Origin of the sequence: Bifidobacterium kimbladii (assembly GCF_032193675.1) — a bacterium.
In the GTDB taxonomy this organism is placed as follows: Bacteria; Actinomycetota; Actinomycetes; order Actinomycetales; family Bifidobacteriaceae; genus Bombiscardovia; species Bombiscardovia kimbladii.
In genome coordinates this window covers 793,537-817,938 of the sequence record NZ_JASTZZ010000001.1, presented here as the reverse complement: position 1 = coordinate 817,938, position 24,402 = coordinate 793,537, and the positions used below count along the sequence as shown (strand labels likewise).

Here is a 24,402-nt window from a genome sequence, read left to right as displayed (position 1 = left end):
ACCCGGCTGGTGCGCCTTGGGGCTTGTTGACCAGGGTGGGCGTGTGCCGGTCGGTGTTGGTGCCGTCGCCCAGCTGGGTTCTGTAGTTCTGCCCCCAGGTGTAGAGGTTGCCGTCCGAGCCGATTGCCGCGGAATGTTGCCAGCCTAGGTTGACCTGTTTCCAGGTGAACCCGGCTGGTGCGCCTTGGGGCTTGTTGACCAGGGTGGGCGTGTGCCGGTCGGTAGTGGTGCCGTCGCCCAGCTGGCCGCTGAAGTTCCATCCCCAGGTGTAGAGGTTGCCGTCCGAGCCTATAGCTCCGGAATGATTGCAGCTAAGGCTGGCCTGTTTCCAGGTGAATCCTGCTGGCGTGCCTTGGGGCTTGTCGACCTTGATCGGCCTGGTCTGGTTCGTGGTGGTGCCGTTGCCCAGCTGCCCATACTGGTTGTTTCCCCAGATGTAGAGGTTGCCGTCCGAACCGAATGCCGCGGTACTCAAGTCGCCTAGGGTGAATTGTTTCCAGGTGAATCCTGCTGGCGTGCCTTGGGGCTTGTCGACCGGGGCCGGTGTGTTCCGCTTGGTGGTGGTGCCGTCGCCCAGCTGGCCGCGGCCGTTTTGGCCCCAGATGTAGAGGTTGCCGTCCGAACCGAATGCCGCAGAATGGTCCCAGCCTATACTGACTTCTTTCCAAATGAATTTTTCCGGCGTGCCCTTGGGCTTTTTGACTTGGACTGGTGTGGACCGGTTGGTGTTGGTGCCGTCGCCCAGCTCGCCGGCGCCATTGTCTCCCCAGGTGTAGAGGTTGCCGTCCGAGCTGATGGCCGCGGAATGAAGGCCGCCCATGCTGAGCTGGCTGAGTCTGATGCCGCGCTGTGCGGGCGGTGTGAGGGTGACCTTGGCGCCCCCGGCTATGGGCCCTTGGCTGGGGCTGATGGCCCAATGGCCGTCTCCCTTGGTCCAGTGGGCGGTGAGGGTGATGCTGCCGGTGACGGGCTGGGTGAAGTCGTAGGCGACGTCGCCTTGGAACCAGCCGTCGAACAGGTATCCGTCCCTGGCGGGGTCGGGGCTGGGCCGACTGGCCTGGCCCCCGTCGGGGATGGTCTGCCTGCCAACGCTGCTGCCGCCTGCCGTATCGAAGCTGACCGTCCAGGCTGCGGAGGACCGGGCCTGGACGCCGGCAGCATCGCCGGCAGTGTCGAGCGTGGGTGAGGAAGGCATCGGGGTCGTGTGGCTCAGGGGTGAGGACGTTGGCAGGGGTGAGGACGTTGATGGGGAAGACATTGGTGGGGAAGACATTGGTGGGGAGGAGGACGGCGATACGGCCTGCAGGCTATCATCCCCCTGCTGTTTGTCCAGGGTGGTGGGCGTGGCTTCTCCGGATGGATTGCCGGTGCTCCCGGCCAAAGCCGGTGTGCAGGACAGGGCTAGGAGAAAGGCCAGGGCTGCTGCTGCCATGCCCGAACGCTGACGCATGATGAGTCGACCCCCTTCTTCGCAGAGCCTGATACAGCATCCCCCGGACATCGCACTCAAAACTGTAGCAAAAAGCTGTACTAAGAAACTGTATCAAGTCCCCAAACACCCACGACCCCAAGGTGTTACACCTATTACCATACCATGCGCGCAAACGCCTCCGGTTGAAGGTTCTACAACAGCCGGGTCCGCGCTCCTGGGCGGGATGCCAGGCCGGCAACATTGCTGCGGTGTCAGGCCTTGGGAGCCTTGGGCAGGTTCTTCAGGGAGGAGGGGTCAGCCAGGCAGCCCTTGATGGCTTTGATGTTACGGCCTACGACAGAGGTGCTGTCCTCGTCGTTCAGATCGGTAAAGGTTGCCCCGATGACCACATCGATCAGATCGTCGCTGCGGTCGTCCATGACCAGAACGGCATCGTTGAATTGGGACCCCACCGTGTAGCCGCGGTCAATGGCCGAGGCGCCAAAGCGTATCTGGGTGCGCGCTGTCTCGGTCTTGCCCGGATAGTCCGCCACATCCTGCATGTTGAATCCCCGATTGCGCAGGGCCGACGCCAGAGCAGTGGCCAGACCGGACTTGTTGGTTCCGTTGAGCACCCGCACACGGATGTCGGGGTGGTTGACCAGCTTGGACTTGTCGGGCGGACAGGGCACAGCGACCCCATAGTTGGGCTTGGCGATGGTGGCGTGTTTGGCGGTATGCCCGATGGATCCGAAGATGATCAGACCACAGATGACCAGGATGACCACCAGGGCGCTGACGGCTATAGTGAAGACCATCTTCTGCCGCCGTCGTACGAACTGCCTGCGGGCCTCGCGTTCGTCGAGTGGTTCGGGATTCGTCATGTTGCCTACTCTACTGTCCATGGGTGACTCGCAGGGGGGCCATCCTGGGCAGGACTGGCGAGTCAGCCTCAATGATTCTGTCTACGGCATTCTGCTCCCGCCAGAGTCTTATCAGTGTAGCCGCTTGGTCCAAGTGAGGAACCATAGCCACCACCGATGGGCCGGATCCCGAGACGAAAGCTGGCCCTGCCCCTGCCCGCCGGGCAAGATCCAGAGCCAGGAGCGAGCGTGGGTGAAGAGCACAGGCGGTTTTTTGCAGGTCGTTCAGGTCGCCGGGGCCGGGGCCGATCGCGTCGAAGGCCTTGTATACCTGGGCCGTGCTCAGCTGCTCTTCATAGGCGCCGACCAGCAGGCGGCCGGTCAGTCCGGCATTGCGCACACTTCGAGCCTCCGCGCCTGTTGGATCCAAGGGCTCCAGAACCTGGCCGAAACCCGAGCCGTGGCTGAGACCGCCATGCAGGCAGAAGGGCAGGTCTGCGCCCAGCCCGGCGGCGATCCCATCCAGATCAGCTGCACCCAGCCCGAGCTTCCAGAGCCGGTTCAGGCCCAGCATGGTTCCGGCTGCATCCGTGGATCCCCCGGCCAGCCCGGCGCCCACCGGTATCCGCTTGATGATGCGGATGGCCACATCCGGCTGGTGCCCGGTGGCCTGAGCCATGGCTAGGAGGGCCTTGACGGCCAGGTTTGCATGGGGATCAGCGTCATTGTCGGCCAGATCGCCCAGATGCTCGCCCTCCATATGCAGCCTGAAGCCGCTGCCAGGCTCTCTTGGGCGCAGTTCCACCCTGTCCAGGATGCTTACGGCACTGTAGATGGTGTCCAGGCGGTGACGGCCACCCCAATCCGCCCGGGCGGGTCCGACCCGAAGCAGCAGGTTGATCTTTGCCGGGCAGTCCAGGGCGATCCCCTCCCTGCCGACGGCGGGGCTCACGCGGCCACCTCGCGGCCGGACCGCTCCAGGGCGGCGAATTCCGCAATGGTCATGGTCTCTCCGCGCCGGCTCGGATCGATGCCCGCCGCCTTGAAGGCTTCGGGGGGCACCAGGCCCTTAAGGGCAGCATGCAGGGTCTTGCGGCGCTGGCCGAAGGCGGCGTCGATCAGAGCGAAAACCCGAATCCGCGTGCGCTCGTCCTCGCCGATGTGCCCTTCCTCGTCACGGACAAAGGAGACCAGGGCCGAGTCGACATTGGGAGCAGGCCAGAAGACGTGACGCCCGATCCTTCCCGCTTGGGCGGTATGGCCGTACCAGGCCAGTTTCAGGCTGGGGGCGCCGTAGACCTTGGAACCCGGGCCAGCAGTCAGGCGGTCCGCCACTTCCTTTTGGACCATGACCAGGAACCGGCTCAGATTGGCGAACCGGGCCAGGAGGGTCAGGATGATGGGAGTGGCTACGTTGTAGGGCAGGTTGGCTACCAGGGTCAGGTCGGCGCTTCTGCCCGCCTCGCCTGCCAGCTGAGGGGTCAGGGTCAGGGCATCCCGGTTGATCACGGTCAGCCGGTCCAGGGCTTCCGGCATGCGTTCGCTGACGGTCTGAGGCAGACGCCGGGCCAGTCCGGAGTCGATCTCGTCGGCGGTCACCAGGCAGCCCGCCTCCAGCAGCCCCAGGGTCAGGGATCCCAGACCTGGACCCACCTCCAGAACGGACTGACCGGGTTTCACCCCTGCCAGGCGGACGATCCTGCGGACAGTGCCTGGATCGATAACGAAGTTCTGGCCCAGACGCTTGGTGGGATGGATGCCCGCTTGGTCGGCGATGCGTCGGATATCGGCGGCACCCAGAAGGCGGTCGCTCTCGCTTCTAGTGTTCATGTCGGTTCGTTGCTCGTGAATGTAGTAGGAGGTCAGTACCAGTTGTACTGCTCGGAGTGGTGCCAGGCCGTGCTGGGGTTTCCGTATCGTTGGCCGATATACCAGAGGCCCCAGTCGATTTGGATGGCAGCATCGTCACGCCAGTTGGCACCGAATTGACTCATTTTAGAGCCCGGCAGGCTTTGGGGGATGCCGTAGGCACCGGAAAGGTTCTCGGCATCCCATTGCCATCCTGACTCCTTGTTCCAGAGTTTCACCAGGTCATCGAATTGCGAACCTGTCCATCCGCGCTGAGCAGCTGCACCCGAGGCATAGGCTTGGGCTAGGCCGGGTCCTGCATGCCAAAGGCCGCTTGGCGATGGGCTTGGCGATGGCGGCGGGGCTGGTGTGTTTTCGGCCTGGCTCGGGGGATCCGGCTTGGTCGTTGCATTCGAGCCTGATGGCTGTGATGCCTGCGGGGGCGTGGCAGTTGTCTTTCCCGACTGCGCATCCTTGCTCGGCGAGGCGCTTGGGGAGGAGGTGTCCTTGGCGTGATCGGATCCCTGGTCCTTGGACTGCTGCCCGCTGTTCTGCCCCTCCTTTGGCTTGTCAGGGCCGACGGCCACCACCTGGTCCACTGGCATGGCCACAGTCTCTTCCTTAACGACCTGCTCCGATTCTGCCTGTCCGTCCACATAGGTGACCTGGATGGTCTGCAGACGCTGGCCGGCTACCCCCTCCTGTCGGATCTGGGTCTGGCCTGGCGCCAGGCTCGGGTCGACCACGGTACGTGTAGCAAAGGCCAGGGGGATGGTCTTCTGGGTGTTCCCGTGGGTGACCCGTCGGACACGCAGCACGGTTGCGCCTTGGTCGTGCTCCACGCTAACCCGGTCCTCCTTGCCCAGCACAATGCCCTTGGAGTCCAGGATGGAGGCAGCCGGAAGCTTGCCGTCAGGGGCCACCGAGGTCTTCCCGTCGGCCACGACCGTGACCGGCCCCGCCTGGTTGATGACCAGACCGCCGGTCAGCTGGTTGTAGACGTTGCCTATATCCACAGTGACCTTCATGGCCTGCTTGCGGTTCTCCTCGAAGAATCCCAGCAGCTGGTCCATGCTGGTGGCTGTAGTCCAGAAAGGCACCCGCTGGCCCTGGATGACGATGGTGGTCTGATAGGCGGAACGTACGGTGACTGCCGCATGGTTGTTCAGCTGGCCTCCGGAGGTGGAATCGACCAGGTCGTGGGTCTTGACCTTGATCCCCTGCTGGCGCAGCAGGCCGTCCACGCTGTAGGCGTAGGTGGTCACCATTTTGGTCTGGCCGTTGACGCTTAAAGCCACGCTCTTGCGTGCGGTGATGCCGAAGGCCAGGACCATGGCCAGAACGACCAGGAGTGCGCAGGATGCCACGCGGATCCTTCTGAGCACGACGAAACGCCGCGGCGTCCAGCGTCTGGCCATGTGCTCGCCTCCCCGTTCCTGCCTTGTCTGTACCTGGCAATTCTAGCGGCGCGGGCATGGAGCCAAGCCAGACAATCAGCAAGGTCGGGCAAACATCCACATTTGTCACAGACGGGTGGCAATAAAAAAGCCGACTTGACCGTCATCGGTCAGTCGGCTTTTCAAGACCCGGGCCCTGGGCCGGCGGATCAACGTCAAGAGGACGGGAATGAAGGGGAATGATCCCGTCCTCGAATACGAACGGAGATGGTTGGGGAAAAGCTCCGTTCGTACTTCGGAGAACGAGCCTCCGAAATGACTTACTCGAGGGAAGTATTTGCAATTATCCAGGTAATGTCCATCATTATAGCCTGCCCGGAGACAAAGCTGAATAATCGGATTTTATGGTTCGTTCCTGGCGTAGAGCCTCCTGTCAGAGTCGAACTGACGACCTGCCGCTTACAAGGCGGCTGCTCTGGCCAACTGAGCTAAGGAGGCGGTCCCGGTGGTCCATTACAGCTCCGGGCCGCGGTACGGAATGATATCGTACCATCACCGTGCCCCCAAGGGGGACGCTGGACGCGAAATTTCTCTCGACCTGCCCGGTTCAGTCCAGCGAGCGCGGTTGGCCGGAGGCGCCGATGGCGGGCATGGCGCCCTTGACGCCCACCTTGGACTGGTCCAGGCCCAGAGCCTTGAGCAGGCCCGAGCGGTAGTCCAGACCTGCTTGGGACAGGTTGCCCAGCTCCCAGTAACTGCCGTTGATGCGGACCGTGGGCGTGGTCATCTGCCCCTTGTTGGACCCGGAGGGATTCCAGAGCTCCTTGCGCAGGGGGGTGTAGGTGTCCATGGCCTTGATCCAAGCCCGGTAGTGGCCCTTGACCGCCTGGTCAGCAACCTTGGGATCAACCCCGGCCTTGATGGCCTGTTGGCGGATCTTGTCGTTGCTGATGGGGTGGTAGTCGGACTCGTCCGGCTGGAAGTCCTTGGCGTAGAGATTGGCGATGAAGGGCAGCAGGTGGTCCGGATCGTGCTGGGCCACGTAGATGGTGGCCGTGCCCGTCCTGGTCGAGTAGTTGTCGGTGGAGAGCCTGTCCATGAAGCTCATGGGATAGATGACCAGGTTGATCTGCCCGGCATCCACCAGACCGGTCAGGGTGGAGTCCAGTCCGCGATGCAGGGCGCCGCAGCCCGGGCACATGAAGTCCATGTAGATCTCCACTGTCGGAGCCTTGGCCACCGGTTTGCCCAGCCCTTGGGAGCTGATCAGAAAGCCGCCCTGGTCATTGGCGGCCGAGGGCTTTTCCTTGACCTTGGCGACGGCCTGACGAGCCTGCTCCAGGTCCTGGGTCTTGACCGGGCGATGGCTGCGCCAGTACAGGAATCCGCCCAGAGCGATCAGCGCGACGAGCGCCACGGTGACGATGACGCCGATCATGGTCTGCTGGCGGCGTTCCTTGGCCTCCTGGAGCCGACGGGCCTCTTCCTGGGCCTTGAGCGCGGCCTTGCGGTTCTGCTTGCCCTTGGACATGACCTGGATCCTTTCCTTGGCGTACTGAGCATAGTGTAGCCGCCAGGGGTGGAGCGCGGCCTTAGGCGCGCAGGAGGTGGATGGGGGCCCAGTCCATGGAGGGCTGGGCGATCAGCCCGGCCAGGAGGACGGCAATGATCAGCAGCCAGATCAGGAGCAGGATCCACCTGCGGCGGGGGTTGCCTGGCGCCGTGGGATCCTGGCGGCCCATGGGGATGCGACCCGCCGCCAGCCGCAGGACCATGTTGCCGCTGTTGGCTTTGGGGGCTGAGCGGTTCTGCGTCGGCAGGGTCGTCAGCAGCCAGCCTGCCAGCGTCGCCAGGGCCATGGCCAGTCCGCCGGCGGACAGCGGCCTGGCCGCTGGCAGGGGGAGGGCCAGCAGGTGCTCGCCCAAGGTCAGGCCTGCGCGGACGGTGGTGAGGGCGCCCGCCCAGGTCAGCGGCAGAGCGACCAAAACCTGGACAAGGATCATGCCCGGCAGGCGCAGCAGGGCGGCCCCCAGGCCCTTGAGCAGGTGCCAGGGGAGGGCGGCTGCGTTCAGCAGGCGGTCGGTGCCCCGCCGAGGGCCGTCGCGGCGCAGCTCGCGTTCGATCTGGGCTTTGATGCTCCATCCGGCAGTGCTCAGGGCCCAGAGAAGGATTCCGGCGGTTGCCAGCGCCGAAACCGGAGCCAGTGCTGTCAGCAGGGCAGGAAGCATTCCCAGCATGACCAGGCAAGGGGTTCCGGCCTTCAGGTAGCGCAGGCGTCGCATCTGGGCAGGGGGCTGGTCTCCCAACCAGTGGGCGTTTGCGTCATTGCCGTATCCGCTGGGCAGGAGCCGTGCCGGCGGTAGCGGATCCTGGACGGTAGTGGCTTGCAGATCTTGCCGATCGGCTGCAGGCTGGAGATCCTGCCAGGTCTGCGTCTGCTCCTGCTGCTCCTGGGCTGCCGGAAGGGGATTCAAGAGGCTGGTGGGCTGTTCCGAGTCGGGCAGGAGGGTCGTCTGCTCATCGGTTCCCTTATCTGTCGGAGGTCGTGACCAGGCCGTCCGCGGACTGTCTGGATCGGCCTGGGTGATCGGCGGCATGGGCATGGTGGCCGGCTCAACGACCATGGTGGGCGCGTCGGCCTGCCCGTCAGCCTCCGAAGAGCCGCCGCCAAAAGGGCGCATCGTCCCCTGACCGCCCTTGCCGGGTTCCTGGTCGTCTTGCTCCCCTTGCCAGGCCTGCGGATCCATGGCATCCCGGCTGATGGCCTCCAGGAGCTCCTGGGGCGTGCAACGCGCCCCCCGGTCGGGGGAGAGTGCCGAGCGCAGGGCTCTCATGGTGCCCATGGGCAGCCCGGACAGGTCAGCGTTGCCCGAGGCTTCCCGCTCCAGGACCGCCATCATGGGTTTGTCGCCGAAGACCGCCCGCCCGGTGGCTGCATAGGCCAGAACTGCGGCTGTGCTCCACCAGTCGGTTCCCTGGTCGGCCTCGGCTCCGTCGATGATCTCCGGAGCGATGAAGCCAGGGGTTCCCATGACCAGCCCGGTCCGGGTCACATGGCTCTGCCCCTGGCCCATGGCGATGCCAAAGTCCACCAGCACCGGACCCGAGACCGAAATCATGACATTGGTGGGTTTGATGTCCCGGTGGACGATGCCCGCCTGGTGGACGGCCGCGACTGCATCGGTCAGCTTCCGTGCCAGCCGTTCCAGGTCGTCGCCCCGATAGGGGCCGTTGACGGCCACGTCGTCGCGCAGGTTGCGCCCCTCGATCAGTTCGGTCACGATGAAGGCCAGGGCATCATCAAGTTCCATATCCACGATCCGGCAGACGCCCGGATGACGGATCCGTTGCAGGGCCAGAGCCTCGCGTCGCAGGCGCTCGCGGGCCGAGGCGCGGTCGCGTTCGTCGGAGCTGTCTGGCGAGACCTGCTCGTCCTCCTCCAGGGATTCCCGCAGGATCTTCATGGCGTAGTCCTGGCCCCCGCCATCCCGCGCGCGCCAGACGGACCCCATGGCTCCGCCGCCCAGGGGCTCAATCAGGGTGTAGCCCCCGACCAGCCGTCCCGGCCTTAGGTCCAAACCCTCAAGATCGCTCATATCTCCATTGTGCCCCGACAGCTTGAAAAGCACCTGATTGCGGCCTCTGCTGTTTCGCCGTGTCCGGGATTGCCGGAGTTGGCTCCACCACCGGCGGCATAATGCGTAAACAGGCGCTGATACAATATTCTCGGCGGGGAAGTATGCAGAACAATAGAAAGAAGGGGCTTCATGGAAGCTTCGCGCTTTGAAAAGGGCTCTGAGGCCTTGGCCGCTATCGACGGCAAGGGAGGTCAGGCTGTCATCGACTCTCTTCAGGACATAGCGCCGGACCTGGGTCGCTGGATTGTCGAATTCGCTTTTGGCGACATATACACCCGGAAAGGACTTGATCTCCAGCAGCGGGAGCTGGTCACGATAGGCAGTCTGGTTACGCAGGGCGACACGGCTCCGCAACTGGCCGTTCACATACAGGGGGCCCTGAATGTTGGGCTGAGCAAGGAGGCTGTGGTCGAAGCCATACTCCAATGTGCTCCGTACGTGGGATTCCCGAGGGTCATCAACGCGATCAACGTGGCAAGGACGGTCTTCGAGCGCGGCTCTGAAGATTCCGACAAGTCCAAGGATTGAGTCGGCAAGGGTTCACACGTCGGATTCAGACCCTGGTGTATAGTGGGCACTGGCTCAAGGGAGAGTTTCTCTTAACCACAAAATAGAAAACCGTCGCATGGCCATACCGATGTCGGTGTTGACCCCGGGACGGAAACCACAGTGAACATCAACCCCTTCACTACGGATCGTTCGGCACGTACCTGCCGATGAAAGGATGAATAATGGCAGAAGTGGTATTCGACCACGTCACTCGTATCTACCCGGGCAACGATGAGCCCTCGGTAAGTGACCTCAGTCTGGACATTAGAGACGGTGAATTCCTTGTTCTGGTAGGGCCTTCCGGCTGCGGAAAGTCCACCACCCTGCGCATGCTGGCCGGCCTTGAGGAGGTCAACAAGGGCCGCATCATGATTGGCGACAAGGACGTGACGACCATGCAGCCCAAGGACCGCGACATCGCCATGGTCTTTCAGAACTACGCCCTTTACCCTCATATGACCGTTGCCGACAACATGGGCTTCGCCCTGAAGATCGCCGGCACCCCCAAGGACGAGATTCGCCAGCGGGTGGAGAAGGCCGCCGAGGTGCTGGATTTGACCGAGTACCTGGACCGCAAGCCCAAGGCTCTGTCCGGTGGTCAGCGTCAGCGTGTGGCCATGGGGCGCGCCATTGTGCGTCAGCCCAAGGTCTTCCTGATGGATGAGCCTCTGTCCAACCTGGACGCCAAGCTGCGTGTCCAGACCCGTACCCAGATCGCCGCCCTGCAGCGTCAGCTCAACGTCACCACCCTGTATGTGACCCACGATCAGACCGAGGCTCTGACCATGGGCGACAGGATCGCCGTCATCAAGCTGGGCGTCCTGCAGCAGGTCGGTGCGCCTACCGAGCTCTACGATCGGCCCGAGAACGTCTTCGTGGCCGGCTTCATCGGCTCGCCCTCCATGAACATCAACATCCACCCCGTGGTCAACGGGCAGGCCAAGATCGGCGAGGACACCATCAGCCTGCCGCGCGAAGCCGTCGACAAGCTGACCCCCGACGACCAGGGCAAGATCGTCGTCGGCTTCCGTCCCGAGAATGCTTCTCTGGCCGGTGCCGACGAGCCTGATGCCTTCTCCCTGAAGGTGGCCAACGTGGAGGATCTGGGCTCCGACGGCTACATCTACGGCAACATTCTGACCGACAACAGCGCGGCTGAGCAGGCCATCGTCATGTCTGACCAGAACAAGTTGACCACCATCCGCGTCAATCCGCGCGACCTGCCCAAGGTGGGCGACGTGGTCAAGATCCACATCGATCCTGAGAAGATGCACCTGTTCTCCCCGGCCAGCGAGCTGCGGCTGAACTGAGTCTTCCTGCGACCCTGCGGTTCGGCCACGGTTTCCCGCCGGTCCGCAGGGCCTGTATCGATCATTGATATCATCTCCTTTCCTTGTTCGACCGGGTGACCAGGAGCCCCGCGCGGCGCATCCGTGCGGGGCTCTTCCCGTATAGGATGGGCGGCGATGGGATGGATGAAGCATGACTAGCGTGAATATCAACCGGGCGACGGCCTCCTCTCTGGACCCCCGCGCCATGAAAGCCACCTCGATAAAGACCACGGCCGGCCCCTCCTCCGAGCGGGAGCCGGCAGCCCTGCACATCACAGCCACCAGCTCCAACCCCAGGATGTTCACCCTGCCCTGGGAGAGGCCGCTGGCCACCTGGCCCCGGGATCTGCTGGCCAACCTGCCCAGAGGCATATCCCGGCACGTGGTGCGCTTCGTCCACGTAGGCGACGATGTCTATGCCATGAAAGAGATCACCCAGCGGGTGGCGGAGCGTGAGTACGAGCTCCTGCGCAAGCTGCAAAAGCTGGAGCTGCCTACGGTCAACCCCATCGCCGTGGTCACCGGTCGGCACACTCGCGAGGGCGAGCCCCTTGAGGCCATGCTGGTCACCCAGCACCTGAAGTTCTCGCTGCCCTACCGTGCCCTCTTTGCCCGCAACCTGCGTCCGGACACGGCCGAGCGGCTGATCGATGCTCTGGCGGTTCTTCTGGTAAGGCTTCATTTGGCCGGCTTCTACTGGGGCGACGTCTCCCTGTCCAACGTGCTCTTCCTGCGCGACGCCGATGCTTTCTCGGCCTTCCTGGTCGATGCCGAGACCGGCGATCTGCACGCCAGCCTGACCGACGGTCAGCGCGAGTACGATATCGACCTGGCCAGAACCAACATCATCGGCGAGCTCATGGATCTGGATTCGGGCAACCTGCTGGCCGGCGAGGTGGACGAGGTCGGCGTGGGCAACCGGCTGGTGGACCGCTACCACTCCCTCTGGAGCGCCCTGACGGACGTGGACAGCTTCGATCCGGACGAGATGTGGAAGATCGAGCGCCGCGTCAACCGGCTCAACGATCTGGGCTTCGACGTGGACGAGCTGGAGATGAAGACCGAGGAGGACGGCAACCGGGTGCTGGTGCGCCCCAGGGTGGTCGATGCCGGCTATGCCTCCCGCAAGCTGCTGCGGCTGACCGGTCTGGATGTGCAGGAGAACCAGGCCCGGCGGTTGCTCAACGATCTGGATGCCTACCGGGCATCCACCTGGCGGCAGGGCGAGGACCTGGAGATTGTGGCCACCGACTGGATGCGCGAGGTCTTCGAGCCCACCGTGCGCATGATCCCGCCGGAATACCGCTCGCAGATCGAACCGGCCCAGTTCTTCCATGAGGTGCTGACCCACCGCTGGCTGATGGCCGAGAAGGCCGGCCACGACGTGCCCATGGCCGAGGCCGTGCAGAGCTACATCAGCGAGTCCCTGCCCGAGTACCGGCTGGACTCCGAGGACATGAAGACCATCAACGAAGAGGCCGATGCCGGGGTGGTCGATGACGAGATGAGTTGGCAGGACGCCCATGCCCAGGCTGGTCAGAGTAAGCAAACTGCCCGTGATCAGACTGACAAGGATGCAAGTGGCCATGAGGAGGGGGGCCATGACGCAGCCAACAGTGGGATGACTGGCCAAACCAGTGTTGGAGGCCAGACCGGAGCGGGCGCCCAGAAGGATCGTGACCGGGCAGGCGGGGAGGTGCCGTCGCAGCCGGCCTTTGAAGACGCCAATGGCGGCCGAAGCTCGCTGAGATCGGTCTACGCCCCTGGCAGCCTGGATGCGGCTGCCGACGAGGACGATCAGGATGATGCGGTCTGGGCCTCCAGTTGACTCTTGGGTTTGTGCGGCACCGGTCTGATGCATGCTGGCTGAGGCGCGCAGGCTGTTGCCGCTTGGGTCTGCCCGTCTTCAGATTGCCGGTGCCTGTCTGGGGCTATTTGGCTTGGCTGGCGGACCGTCGGCGTGCCATGGCTACGGCGTACAGGCTGATGCCGGCCGCCACCGAAGCGTTCAGGGATTCCACCGAGCTGGAGATGGGGATGGAGGCCAGGGCATCGCAGTTCTCTCGGACCAGGCGGCTCAGTCCCTTGCCCTCGGAGCCCAGGACCACCACCAGCGGATCGGTTTCGAAGCCTGTCTCGCCCACTGTGGTGGTGCCCGCGCCGTCCAGGCCGACCGCATAGTAGCCGCGCTCCTTGAGTCCTTGAATGGCCTTGGTCAGATTGACCACACGGGCCACGGGCAGATGGGCGGCGGCCCCGGCAGACACCTTCCAGGCTGCGGCTGTGACCGAGGCGCTGCGACGCTCGGGCAGAACCACCCCCGAGGCTCCGAAGGCCGCGGCTGAACGGATCACTGCCCCCAGATTCTGTGGGTCGGTGACCCCGTCCAGGGCGATGAACAGCGGGCGGGCGGCAACCCTGGTCGCTTGGTCGGCCCCTTCCAGGGCGGCCGCGTGTTTTTCGGCCCTGTCGACCAGGCTCTGCAGGGAGGCGTACTGGTAGGGCTGCACCTTGAGGACCACGCCCTGGTGGTTGCCGGACCGGGCGATGCGGTTCATCTCCAGACGGTCGGCTTCCAGCAGGTTGAGTCCCTCCTGTCCTGCCAGCCGCACGATCTCCCTGGTCCTGTCGTCGTGTTCCATCCGGGCGGCCAGATAGAGCTGGCTGGCCGGGACTCCTACGCGCAGGGCTTCCAGGACGGCGTTGCGGCCGATGACCAGGTCGTCGGAATCGGAGGTGAACCGGTCGGCCCGGCGGCGGGCCGCCAGGCGTGGGTCGGCCGCCTGTCTGCGCTGGGCCGCCTGCCGGGCCTTGTAGGCCTTGTGGTAGACGCGATCCTCGGCCTTGGGGGTAGGCCCCCGGCCGCGCAGTTTGTTGCGGTGCTTGCCGCCCGAACCCTTGGTCGGGCCTTTCTTGTTAGCCATGTCTTCAGTGTAAAGGCAGGCGGGAACCGGTCAGATATCGGTCGGCCTCAATATCTGCAGGGCGAAGACACGCTCTACCTTTATCGTTCAGGCCGGGCGGATCGGCCGTGCGGGTCATCCCAGAGCGGCTACCTGATCAGGATCTGGGAACTCCATCCACTCGACCGGGGACTGTCCCTTCGATGCCGGGGTGACGGCGATGTGGGCCATGGATGACCGGCCTGAAGCCCCGTGCCAGTGTCTGACGCCAGCCGGGCAGAAGACCACATCACCTGGTTCCAGTCTGCGCGGCTGATGGCCTTCCTCCTGCTCCCACCCTTGCCCGGCGGTGACGATCAGGAGCTGGCCATGCGGGTGGGTGTGCCAACGGTTGACGCATCCGGGTGCGAAGGTCACATTGCTGGCTGAGCATTCCGCGTCCGGATCGGTCAGAGGGTGCAGCCAGACATGGCCGGTGAAGTTGGGTCCGTCTGCCGAATCTCCCAATGGATAGGGCCCTGAATCCGGCTCAGTCCCGGCTTTAGATGGGGTTGCAGCAGTATCCCGGCTCTCGTCGTCGCTGTCGCCCTCACCATAGACCTCCTTGGCCAGGTCGAAAGCCGACCATGCCTTGGGCCATCCCGCGTAGAAGGCCAGGTGGGTGATCAGCGCCACCATTTCAGTGCGGGTAACGCCATTGCCCTTGGCCATGGCCATATGGCTCTTCAACTGGGGGAAGAGCCCCATGCTCATCAGACCTGCGCAGGTGATCATGCTGCGGTCCCGAGCCGAAAGTTCGTCCTCGCGGGACCAGACCTGGCCGAAGAGCACATCGTCGTTGAGGTGGGCGAATTGTGGTGCGAGCCGACCGAGTTGGTCGTGGCCCGCCGTTTGTTTGATTGCCATGGGTTGATCTCCTTGCCGTCATCTTGGCCGGGTCATTCCGGCAGGTTCAGCTATACCCCTTCGAGTGCGCTCGAAGTCAAGGTGATGGCGGAAGCGGCTGCTGGCAGTCAGCCCGAGACGTCGGCCTTGTAGAAGTTGACGTAGGAGCGGGAAGGGGTCGGACCGCGCTGGCCCTGGTAGTGGGAGCCGTTGTGCTTGGATCCATAGGGGTACTGTGCGGGCGAGGAGAGCTGGAAGAAGCACATCTGGCCGATCTTCATGCCAGGCCAGAGCTTGACAGGCAGGGTGCTCACGTTGGACAGCTCCAGGGTGATGTGCCCTTCGAAGCCCGGATCGACGAACCCGGCGGTGGAGTGGGTCAGAATGCCCAGACGGCCCAGGGAGCTCTTGCCCTCCAGCCGTGCGGCCAGCGTCGAGTCCAGCTTGACGTACTCCCAGGTGGATCCCAGAACGAACTCGCCTGGATGCAGGATCCAGGGTTCGTCCTTGGGCACCTCGAACTGCTCGGTCAGTGCGCCCTGGTCCTCTGCCGGATCCACGTAGGTGTACTGATGGTTGTTGAAGACCCGGAAGTAGCGGTCCAGGCGCACGTCCACGCTGGAGGGCTGGACCATGGCAGGCGTCCACGGGTCCAGATTCAGGTGTCCTGCCTGGTGGGCATCCAGGATGTCATGGTCGCTGAGCAACATGCCTAGGTATCTCCTTCAGGTTCGTTGATCGAGGGTCTCTCCTCTGACGGGAAACTATCCGGAATCCAGTCTAACCGGCCCTATGCCCGCTTTCTGACCTGGCCGGATTCACAGAGAATTTTCAGATAACACTATCGTCACTACAAGGTAGTTGTTCTTTACTATAGATATCGGCTCAAAAACCGAACGGGCGGTTGACCTCCGTCCGACAACTGATTTCCCTTTCTTCTCTCTCGCCCGGCGGTGTTCAAGCACCGCCGGGTTCTCTTCATTTTGGGGGAAGGATCAGTGCGCCGACGTTTCACGTGAAACCACCTGGCCAATGGCTCGATTGAGTTCGATGAGGCTTATTGCAGGACAGCAGGGCATTCGCAAAACCATGAGACGTCTAGTGTTTGATCGGGCCGGGCTTCTGTTCCTTGAGCTTCCATCTCCTTTGGATTTGAGACTCAAGGTCGGCTAATCTCCAAGATGGGCTCGAAAGTTCCGGGCACTCGCATTCTCTGGTTCAGATTCCTCTTCTCTGATGTCTGTATAAATTGTGTTTCGGTGTACGGCCCGAGTCGTAGGCACAGAATTGAAGACAGGAGCTGAAGATATGAAGATATGGAAGAACCCCCGTCAGTTATGGCTATGACGGGGGTCCTCCACCGGGGGGAGGGGCGGCGATCTTCTTGCCTTCGGCGGCTGAGGGAAGAGGGGGACTATCACAATGCCGAAAGCAGTCCGAACTCCGCTTCCTCCCCGGTTCGCGCGGCCGGGTGCCGGGCCTGGACCTGACCCATTCCCAAGGCTGGGAAGAGCGGACCGGGCCGTGCGGCTATCCGACCAAGTATGTGTGGGTCACACCAGCCTTACTCCTGGGGAGCCTTGGCTGACATGGCCTTGTGGAAGACGGCCACGATGATCAGGGCCAGCAGGGCGGCCAGCGCCATGACCCAGAACATGTTGGCCACCTGGGCCTGGATGCCGGTCTTGACGCCCGCCAGTGCATGCGACCCGAATTGGGGATTGGCCATGAGTCCGCTGTAGACGGCCATGCCGATGGAGGCCGAGGTGTTCATCATCAGATCTCCGATGCCGATGCCGCGTCCGTTCTGATCCACGGGCAGGGTGGCCGAGAAGGAGTCGTAGAGGGGCGTGTAGGACATGGTGATGCCGGCGATGAAGACCGAGGCCAGCGCGGTCAGGACCCAGAAGCCCGAGGTGAGCATCAGGGCCGAACCTGCAGCTCCGGCGATCATGAGCAGGGCAGACAGGATCAGCATGGGCAGGCGTCCCATGGCGTTCATGATGACTCCGGACAGGCAGCCCACCAGGGTGGCCACGATGTAGACGATGGTCAGGCAGAGGGAGACCTGGCTCAGGGAGATTCCGTAGATGCGGTCGCCGATCACGTTGTAGATGGGCACGCAGGCGAAGTTGAAGAAGTAGAAGACGAAGAGGGCCAGCAGGACAGCCATGTAGGCGCCGTTGGTCACGAACCCGCGGCTCAGGAAGGGGTTGGCGCCCTTCCAGACATAGCCGGCGAAAATCAGGATCAGGATGGCCAGCACTCCCAGCATCCAAGTGGCCGGGAAGGAGAAGTAGACGGCCACGAACCCGGCGATCAGCGCGAACAGGGCGATGCCGAAGACATCGATGCGCTCGCCCTTAATGCCGGTGTCAGGCGTGTATTTGAGCACCGGAGGGATCAAAAGAACGGAGACCAGCGGCACCAGGAAGAGGTAGCGCCAATCGATGGAGGTGATCAGTCCGCCAGCGAAGATGCCCACGGCAGAGGATGCGTAGTAGACAGCGTTGAAGATGCCCAGATAGAAGGCGCGCTCCTTGTCGCTCAGGTATTTCATGGCCATGACCAGGAAGACCGAGCCGGCCACCTGGCCACCCGCGGTCTGGATCATGCGGGCCAGGACCACGGCCCAGAAGTTCGATGCGCCGAAGAAGCCCAGGAGGCTGCCGATGATCAGGGCGCCCACGCCGAACAGGGTCATCTTCCGGGGGGAGATGTAGTCGCAGAGGGTTCCGTAGAGCATGCAGACCACGCCCAGGACGATGCCGGGCAGGGTGCTGATCAGCGAGGCGTTGGCGGACATCCCCAGGGAGTCGCCCACGTTCTGGAAGACCAGGTTGAAGGCCTGGATCATCAGGGTGCCCAGCAGGAAGATGGTCAGCAGGGCCGGCAGGGCCCGCTTGGTGCTGCGGCGGTTTTCGTCCACGGTCGCTTCGGTAGCCTCGGTGGTGATGGATTCGCTCATGACTGCCGTCCTTCTATCGTTCGCTCTCGGTCTTGCGCACCAGGGTCAGAAGCCTGTCCATGAAGCGCCGGGTGAACCGCTCGGCGTCGACTGACAGGGCCACCTTGGTGTTCTTGACCGTGTCCAGAAGCCTGCTGGGGTCGCCGATGGTGCGGGCCCGCTGTGGCCCCTCGGTCTCGACCATCAGGTTGGTGGCGAAGGTGGTGACCAGGCTGGGGTCGATGGCCACGGCGGCGGCCAGGGGGTCGTGCAGGTTGCAGCCGCCCAGGTAGACCCCGCTCTCCTTTTCGCTGATGTCGATGTAGTAGTCGGTCATGTCTGCCAGGAAGCGGCCGGCGCTGGTGCCTGTGGCGCGCAGGGCCTCGGTGTCCTCGCGGCTCATCAGCGCCTGGGTGGTCACGTCCAGGCCGACCATAGTGATGTCTGCGGTGGTGGCGAAGACCCGGTTGGCGGCCTCGGGATCCTGGTTGATGTTGGCTTCCGCGAAGGGTCCTACGTTGCCCGGCTGGGTCAGCGTGCCGCCCATCATGACAATGCTGATGCGGTCGACGATGTCGGGGGCCTTTTCCAGGGCGGCGGCGATGGTGGTCAGAGCGCCGGTGGGCACCACGACCAGCTCGCCCTTGGAGTAGCGGCGGACCGCGTCGATGATGAAGTCCACTGAGCTCTGCTGGCTGGCCTGCCGGTCGGTGCGTGCAGGGATTTCAATGTTGCCGGTGCCGTTGGCCCCGTGGAAGATTTCGGAGTCCGGCGGAACGCTGAAGGATTCGGCCGTGCTGGGGTGATCGATTCCCTTGAAGACCGGGATGTCCTCCCTGCCATACATGGCCAGCAGCCGCAGATCGTTGTCGACGCCTTGGCCGAGCACTACGTTGCCGTAGGTGCCGGTGATCCCGATCAGTTCGGCGTCTGGGGAACCCAGGACGTAGGACAGGGCCAGCGTGTCATCGATGCCAGTGTCCAGATCCAGGATGATCTTGCGGACGGTTTCCTTGCTTGCTGACACGTTGGTCTCCTTCCCAGAAGGATGGGCAGCCCCAACCCTCTGCTTACCTATGTCGTGCCTTCCCTAGGCTGATTCGTTACTGCCGTGAAACAAACAACCTGTTTGATGTAACGTTTCATCAAACTGTACGGAGCTAAACTACCTGCGGCTCGGAGGCTTGTCAAAGTGCGTCGCGGGGTGTTCGCCATCAGGGCAGAGACCTGCAAATCCATCGGTGATGTCTGCAGCTGCGAGTGGCCGGCCGCTTTTCCGCGCAACCGACGATAATGAGGGTATGACTTTAGCGACTCCTGAACGGTATGCGGCAATGCTCGATGCGGCCAGACGGGGGTCCTACGCCTATCCCGCCATCAATGTGACCAGCACGCAGACCCTGAACGCGGCCCTGCAGGGGCTGGACGAAGCCCAGTCCGACGGGATCATCCAGATCTCAGTCGGAGGAGCCGCCTACCTGTCCGGACAGCGTTTGGCCGACCGGGTGGCTGGCTCCATCGCCTTTGCCAGATTCGCCCACGAGGTGATCGCCCGCTATCCAAGCATCACCGTGGCCCTGCATACGGATCACTGCGCCCCGCAATACTTGGACGAGTGGGTGCGTCCCCTGCTGGCCTACGAGAAGGACCAGGTGGCTCACGGTCAGGATCCGCTCTTCCAGTCGCACATGTGGGACGGTTCCGGCTTGCCCTTGCGGGAGAATTTGGCCACGGCGGCAGAGCTGCTGGAGCTGTCCCGCGCCGCCCACACCGTTTTGGAGATCGAAGTGGGAACAGTCGGCGGCGAGGAGGACGGTCACTCGGCGGCTATCGACCAACGGCTCTATTCCTCGCCCGAGGATGGCCCCAGGGTGGTCGATGCCCTGGGCCTGGGTGAGCGCGGCCGCTACATGGTGGCCTTTACCTTCGGCAACGTGCATGGGTCCTACAAGCCCGGTGTGGTCAAGCTAAGGCCCGATCTGCTGGGGCAGATCCAGGCCAGGACGGCCAGAGCCATATCCGATGGACAGGTCGGCGGCATCCCCGCCCCGGATGCCCCTGCCGACAAGCCCTTCCTTTTGGTCTTCCATGGGGGCTCTGGCTCGCAGCCGGAAGAGATCGCCTCGGCCGTCGCTCATGGCGTGGTCAAGATGAATGTGGACACCGACACCCAGTACGCCTTCACTAGGGCTGTGGCCGGGCACATGTTCGCCAACTATGACAAGGTCCTCAAGGTGGATGGGGAGGTTGGCGAAAAGAGCGAGTACGACCCCCGTTCTTGGGGACGCCAGGCCGAGGACGGGATGGCGGCGCGCGTGGTCCAGGCCTGCCAGCAGCTGGGCAGTGCAGGACGGGCCATGAGATGATTGGTGATTTCCTATCCGAGTAGGGCCCTGCAAGCGGGGAACTTACGATCGGCTGCTGAGCCTGTCGGGCCTTCTGATGCCAGGGTTGGTGCCTGGGTCGGTCTGTCTTCCGCTCCATACGTAGGGTTAGGCTCGTCTATGGATGGTCTGCCTTTGTTTTCCTTGGATGGCGACCAGCGGATAAGGAGCATCGTATGCCTGGAATCGTGATCGTCGGGGCCCAGTGGGGCGACGAGGGCAAGGGCAAGGCAACGGATCTGATCGGCGAGCACATGGACTACGTCGCCAGGTTCAACGGGGGCAACAACGCCGGCCATACCGTGGTCGTGGGCGATCAGGAATACGCCCTCCATCTTCTGCCCTCGGGGATCATTCACCCGGCCATCACCCCGGTCATCGGCAACGGCGTCGTGGTCGACCCGGCCGCCCTCTTCGAGGAGATCGATGGGCTCCAGTCCCGTGGCGTGGACTGCAGCCGGTTGCGGATCAGCGAGTCTGCGCACATCATCGCCCCCTACCACCGGACGCTGGACAAGGTGACCGAGCGCTTCTTGGGCAAACATAAGATCGGCACGACAGGCCGCGGGATCGGCCCGGCCTATGCCGACAAAATCAACCGTGTGGGCATTCGTGTGCACGACCTGTTCAATGTCGACCACCTGCGCGACAAGGTGGAGGCCAGCCTGCACCAGAAGAACCAGATGCTGGTCAAGCTTTACAATCGTCGGGCCATCGAGGTGGAGGCCACCGTTGAAGAGCTGGCAGGATACGCCGAACGGCTCAAGCCCTATGTGGCGAATACCTCATTGATGCTCAACCAGGCCCTGGAGCAGGGCAAGAATGTCCTCTTCGAGGGGGGACAGGCCACCATGCTGGACGTGGACCATGGCACCTATCCCTTCGTCACTTCATCCAACTGCACAGCCGGGGGCGCCTGCACCGGCACCGGCGTGGGCCCGACCAAGATCGACCGGGTGGTCGGCGTGGCCAAGGCCTATGTGACCCGTGTGGGGGAGGGGCCCTTCCCCACGGAGCTGGACAACGAGCAGGGCGAATGGCTGCGCCGTCAGGGTCACGAGTACGGGGTGACCACCGGCCGCTCCCGCCGCTGCGGCTGGTTCGACGCGCTGGTCAGCCGCTATGCAGTGCAGATCAACGGCCTGACCGACATCGTGCTGACCAAGCTGGATGTCCTCTCTGGTCTGGAGACCATCCCGGTCTGCGTGGGCTACGACATCACCCGCTCCGACGGCTCCAGGGTCAGGGTGGATCAGATGCCTGTGGACCAGGCCGAGTTCCAATCCGCCCAGCCGGTGTACGAGGAGCTGCCGGGCTGGCGCGAGGACATTTCCGGCGCCAAGAGCTTCGAGGAGTTCCCGACCAAGGCCAAGGACTACATCCACCGCCTGGAGGACCTGTCCGGCTGCCGCATCTCGGCCGTGGGCTCGGGTCCGGGCCGCGACCAGATCGTGCAGATCCATTCTCTGATCGACTGAGGAAGATCCATGAGTTTGGCCCTGTCTGCCCGCCTTTCCCGGGGCGGTCAAGAGTCGGGTTCAGCGGCGTGAGTCACTGGCCGCTGATTTTAGGTGCGGGCCCCATGGTCTCCCTCAGTATGAATGTGGCTTTAGCAGTAATACGGCGGTGGGGCAGTTTATTTCCATTGGCCAAGCGAATAGCCATTTGTGCAGCTGTCCGGCCGTAGGCGTTTGGCTCATGACGCACTGTTGAAATGCCTAGGGGGCCGGCCAGTTCTCTGTCGTCAAACCCCACCACTGATATGTCATCCGGTACCCGAATTCCCAAACGGCGGAGTTCATGGACCAGGCATATGGCCACTTCGTCGCTGATGCAGCATACTGCTGTCGGGCGTGGGGCCAGTGCCAGAATTGCACTGGCTGCCAGCTTGCCGATGTCTCCTTGGTAGGGGATTGCAATCTCGTAGTCGTCTCTTCTGGGAATGGCTCCCTCTTCAAGCCCAAGGTGGTAGCCAGTTATGCGCTGGTCGGCATCCCAGACGAAGTCCTTGTTGAATTGTGTCCGTTTGAGATATGCGATGTTGGTATGACCGATGGCGATCAGGCGGCGAATTAGATCCCTGGTAGTGGTGACTTCATCGACTCCGATTGATGCATTACTGTAGCGGTCATCCAAATGCATGGTGTTGACACCCACGATGGGCATGCCGGTGCTGCGCAAGGTCTGCCCCTCTTGGTCGGTAAGGGCGAAGGACGAGATGATCATGGCATCGGCGTTGCGCTTGACTGGCATCGAAGAGAAGAATTCAGCGCGTTGTTTTTTATCTGCTACCCGATAAGACAGCAGGTCATACCCTTCTTCGCAGAGTGCTGAATAGACTCCTTCAGCAAGTTCGGAACTGTACCATCCTGAAAGGTGATTACCGACAATCAGCGCTATTCTGCCTGTCTTACCGCTGCGGAGCCTTGATGCTTCCTTTGAAGCGGTGAATCCGAGCCTTGCGCTCGCTTCAAATACTTTGGCTCTGGTGTTGTCTGAAACACGGTTCTTGCCTTGGAGCGCTCTGGAAACCGTTGACGCAGACACCCCAGCTTCCTTGGCTACATCATAAATAGTCGGCTCTCTCATCTCTTACGCCCCTTGGTTGGTGTCACAGTATGTCGCAGTGTTAGTACAACCGATTTTACAACGGTAACTTCTGATGAACAGAGACGATCAGAGCCGGCCAATGCCGCAATCAGTCATTGTTGTGGTTGGTGAGTCATCGGCAAGCATCCAGAAGGATCGATTTGACATGTGAGGAAGTGTTTTATACACTGTGTGCAACCGATATTACAAATCTATCAATATTAGGAGGATAGGTCACAGTTTATCATTTATTTAACATGAATAAAATCGGTTTTACATGTTCATCAGTGTTGTGAACATTTGAGGAGTAGAAACAATGATGAAATCAGTGATTAAGCAAGGTGGTGTGGCCCTGCTTGCAACAGGAATGATTCTTTCGCTTGCAGCGTGTGGGCCAGGTTCCACTGGCTCATCTGAGAGTAGCAATGAGCCGTCTTCAGTCAGTACGGATATGGGCTCGAAGTCGTATGAGCTTAAACTCTGGGACGGCGCAGGGCTCAAGACAGTAGACGATGCGCTCATCAAGGGGTTCCAGAGCAAATACCCTAACATTCATATCAAGGCAAACTATGATCCGGACAATGTTTCGGCTCAAAATGGACCGCGTGTCATCTCTTCCACCGATGCTCCGGATATAGCGCGCCTGACGGATGTCAACACTGCGGTCAGCGGTCACCATGTGATATCCCTCGAACCGTATGTAAAAGCATACGGATGGAAGGTCCCCAAGTCCCAAACGCAACTGTATAGGGCTGATGCCAAGGGCAGACTCGGTGATGGCGACTTATATGCGCTGCCCAATTCCTATTCGGTTTCAGGTGTGTATGTCAATACCAAGCTGACGGCTAAGGCAGGAATTGCCGATCTTCCCCGCACCTTGGATGAATTTGAATCGGATATGGGCAAAGCTAAGGACGCAGGCCTCATTCCTATGATGACCTATGCGAAGGACGGCGGGACATCATTCGCTTTCCAAGCGATGATGACCAACACTGACTCGGTGCAGTCGGTGCAGGACTGGATATTGCAAAAGCCAAAAGCTGATTTCAGGACCAAGGGTTCAAAGGAGGCGGCGCAAAAACTTCAGGATTGGAATAAAGAGGGGTATTTGCCACAAGGGGTCAATGCCATCGATGCTTCCACCGCCTTAAGCAGATTCACCGCCGGCGAGGGTGTGTTCTTCCCCAGTGGAAACTGGAATTTGGCAACGGTGGCTAAAGCCATGGGTGACGATGTGCAATTCATTCCCTTCCCGGCGAATTCTGCCAATGAGCAGCCAAGCATTGCAGCCAATGCGGGAAGCTTCTTCGGAATTCCTAAGAACTCCCGAAACAAAGACGCAGCAGCCTGCTTCCTCAATTACACGCAGAGTGATGAAGCCCGGCAGATCATAGCGAATGTCAGCGGGTACTACCCGAAGACAGTCGAGGGCCAATCCCTGCCCAAGGCGCAGAGTGCTCTTCAGCGCAGCATGTTTGACTATTACAAGGATGTTTTCGATTCGGGCAGATCGACTGACTTCATCAACAACGCCACAGCTGGAATCCAGTCAAGTGGGTTCATTCCCAATTTCCAGCTCTTGCTCGACAACAGTCTTACCGCTCAGCAGTTTACGGAAAAGATTCAGCAGGAGTATAGCCAAGAGGTGCGGCATTGA

Annotated in this window: 19 protein-coding genes and 1 tRNA gene; 6 read left to right on the top strand and 14 right to left on the bottom strand. The window is 62.2% G+C overall.

What is annotated here, in order from left to right; genetic code table 11:
* The 8 genes from QRX41_RS03400 to QRX41_RS03365 form a co-directional block, all read right to left on the bottom strand.
* A partial coding sequence (locus tag QRX41_RS03400) for an RCC1 domain-containing protein (protein WP_313838668.1) occupies positions 1 to 1,450 on the bottom strand: 1,450 nt, incomplete at its 3' end.
* A gap of 233 nt (positions 1,451 to 1,683) precedes the next feature.
* Complete coding sequence (locus QRX41_RS03395) at positions 1,684 to 2,295, bottom strand: LytR C-terminal domain-containing protein (protein WP_029676096.1); 612 nt, start codon at positions 2,293 to 2,295, stop codon at positions 1,684 to 1,686.
* Positions 2,296 to 2,305: 10 nt separating this feature from the next.
* A complete protein-coding gene (locus QRX41_RS03390; RefSeq protein WP_313838666.1) occupies positions 2,306 to 3,226 on the bottom strand; it encodes a 4-(cytidine 5'-diphospho)-2-C-methyl-D-erythritol kinase in 921 nt (306 codons plus the stop codon).
* A complete protein-coding gene (gene rsmA, locus QRX41_RS03385; protein WP_313838664.1) occupies positions 3,223 to 4,104 on the bottom strand; it encodes a 16S rRNA (adenine(1518)-N(6)/adenine(1519)-N(6))-dimethyltransferase RsmA in 882 nt (293 codons plus the stop codon). The genes QRX41_RS03390 and rsmA overlap by 4 nt, the downstream gene beginning before the upstream one ends.
* Before the next feature lie 32 nt (positions 4,105 to 4,136).
* Positions 4,137 to 5,540 carry an aggregation-promoting factor C-terminal-like domain-containing protein gene (locus QRX41_RS03380; protein ID WP_313838662.1) on the bottom strand — a complete coding sequence of 468 codons (1,404 nt, stop codon included), beginning with the start codon at positions 5,538 to 5,540 and terminating at the stop codon, positions 4,137 to 4,139.
* Between the two features lie 403 nt (positions 5,541 to 5,943).
* Positions 5,944 to 6,017 (bottom strand) — tRNA-Thr (locus tag QRX41_RS03375).
* Positions 6,018 to 6,126: 109 nt separating this feature from the next.
* A complete protein-coding gene (locus QRX41_RS03370; protein WP_045925045.1) occupies positions 6,127 to 7,050 on the bottom strand; it encodes a DsbA family protein in 924 nt (307 codons plus the stop codon).
* 61 nt (positions 7,051 to 7,111) lie between these two features.
* Entirely contained in the window at positions 7,112 to 9,115 is a 2,004-nt protein-coding gene (locus QRX41_RS03365; protein ID WP_313838659.1) for a serine/threonine-protein kinase, read from the bottom strand.
* Positions 9,116 to 9,286: 171 nt separating this feature from the next.
* On the opposite strand from QRX41_RS03365, the gene QRX41_RS03360 reads away from it, so the two are divergent.
* The 3 genes from QRX41_RS03360 to QRX41_RS03350 all read left to right on the top strand — a co-directional run bounded on the left by QRX41_RS03360 (position 9,287) and on the right by QRX41_RS03350 (position 12,865).
* Positions 9,287 to 9,685: a carboxymuconolactone decarboxylase family protein gene (locus QRX41_RS03360; protein ID WP_045925043.1), complete on the top strand. Its 399-nt coding sequence runs from the start codon at positions 9,287 to 9,289 to the stop codon at positions 9,683 to 9,685.
* Positions 9,686 to 9,888: 203 nt separating this feature from the next.
* A complete protein-coding gene (locus QRX41_RS03355) occupies positions 9,889 to 11,016 on the top strand; it encodes an ABC transporter ATP-binding protein (protein WP_306221524.1) in 1,128 nt (375 codons plus the stop codon).
* A 172-nt stretch (positions 11,017 to 11,188) separates the two neighbouring features.
* The gene (locus QRX41_RS03350; RefSeq protein ID WP_313838656.1) at positions 11,189 to 12,865 is read left to right on the top strand and encodes a DUF4032 domain-containing protein; all 1,677 of its coding nucleotides are present in this window, start codon (positions 11,189 to 11,191) and stop codon (positions 12,863 to 12,865) included.
* A gap of 103 nt (positions 12,866 to 12,968) precedes the next feature.
* On the opposite strand, the gene rlmB is transcribed toward QRX41_RS03350, so the two are convergent.
* The 5 genes from rlmB to QRX41_RS03325 form a co-directional block, all read right to left on the bottom strand.
* On the bottom strand, positions 12,969 to 13,961 hold the full coding sequence (gene rlmB / locus QRX41_RS03345) for a 23S rRNA (guanosine(2251)-2'-O)-methyltransferase RlmB (protein WP_121914881.1): 993 nt from the start codon (positions 13,959 to 13,961) through the stop codon (positions 12,969 to 12,971).
* A 114-nt stretch (positions 13,962 to 14,075) separates the two neighbouring features.
* A complete protein-coding gene (locus tag QRX41_RS03340; protein WP_313838653.1) occupies positions 14,076 to 14,846 on the bottom strand; it encodes a carboxymuconolactone decarboxylase family protein in 771 nt (256 codons plus the stop codon).
* A 107-nt stretch (positions 14,847 to 14,953) separates the two neighbouring features.
* On the bottom strand, positions 14,954 to 15,535 hold the full coding sequence (gene dcd, locus QRX41_RS03335; protein WP_045925038.1) for a dCTP deaminase: 582 nt from the start codon (positions 15,533 to 15,535) through the stop codon (positions 14,954 to 14,956).
* Between the two features lie 854 nt (positions 15,536 to 16,389).
* Positions 16,390 to 17,793, bottom strand: a complete 1,404-nt coding sequence (locus tag QRX41_RS03330; RefSeq protein ID WP_045925037.1) for an MFS transporter — start codon at positions 17,791 to 17,793, stop codon at positions 16,390 to 16,392.
* Positions 17,794 to 17,806: 13 nt separating this feature from the next.
* The gene (locus QRX41_RS03325) at positions 17,807 to 18,799 is read right to left on the bottom strand and encodes a nucleoside hydrolase (RefSeq protein ID WP_313838651.1); all 993 of its coding nucleotides are present in this window, start codon (positions 18,797 to 18,799) and stop codon (positions 17,807 to 17,809) included.
* 274 nt (positions 18,800 to 19,073) lie between these two features.
* On the opposite strand from QRX41_RS03325, the gene fbaA reads away from it, so the two are divergent.
* The gene (gene fbaA / locus QRX41_RS03320; RefSeq protein WP_313838650.1) at positions 19,074 to 20,138 is read left to right on the top strand and encodes a class II fructose-bisphosphate aldolase; all 1,065 of its coding nucleotides are present in this window, start codon (positions 19,074 to 19,076) and stop codon (positions 20,136 to 20,138) included.
* 194 nt (positions 20,139 to 20,332) lie between these two features.
* Entirely contained in the window at positions 20,333 to 21,634 is a 1,302-nt protein-coding gene (locus QRX41_RS03315; protein WP_029678349.1) for an adenylosuccinate synthase, read from the top strand.
* 73 nt (positions 21,635 to 21,707) lie between these two features.
* Here the strand turns inward: QRX41_RS03315 and QRX41_RS03310 are convergent, their stop codons facing one another.
* Positions 21,708 to 22,745, bottom strand: a complete 1,038-nt coding sequence (locus QRX41_RS03310) for a LacI family DNA-binding transcriptional regulator (protein WP_110413628.1) — start codon at positions 22,743 to 22,745, stop codon at positions 21,708 to 21,710.
* 319 nt (positions 22,746 to 23,064) lie between these two features.
* Here QRX41_RS03310 and QRX41_RS03305 point away from each other — a divergent pair, with 319 nt between their 5' ends.
* The gene (locus tag QRX41_RS03305) at positions 23,065 to 24,402 is read left to right on the top strand and encodes an ABC transporter substrate-binding protein (protein WP_183129820.1); all 1,338 of its coding nucleotides are present in this window, start codon (positions 23,065 to 23,067) and stop codon (positions 24,400 to 24,402) included.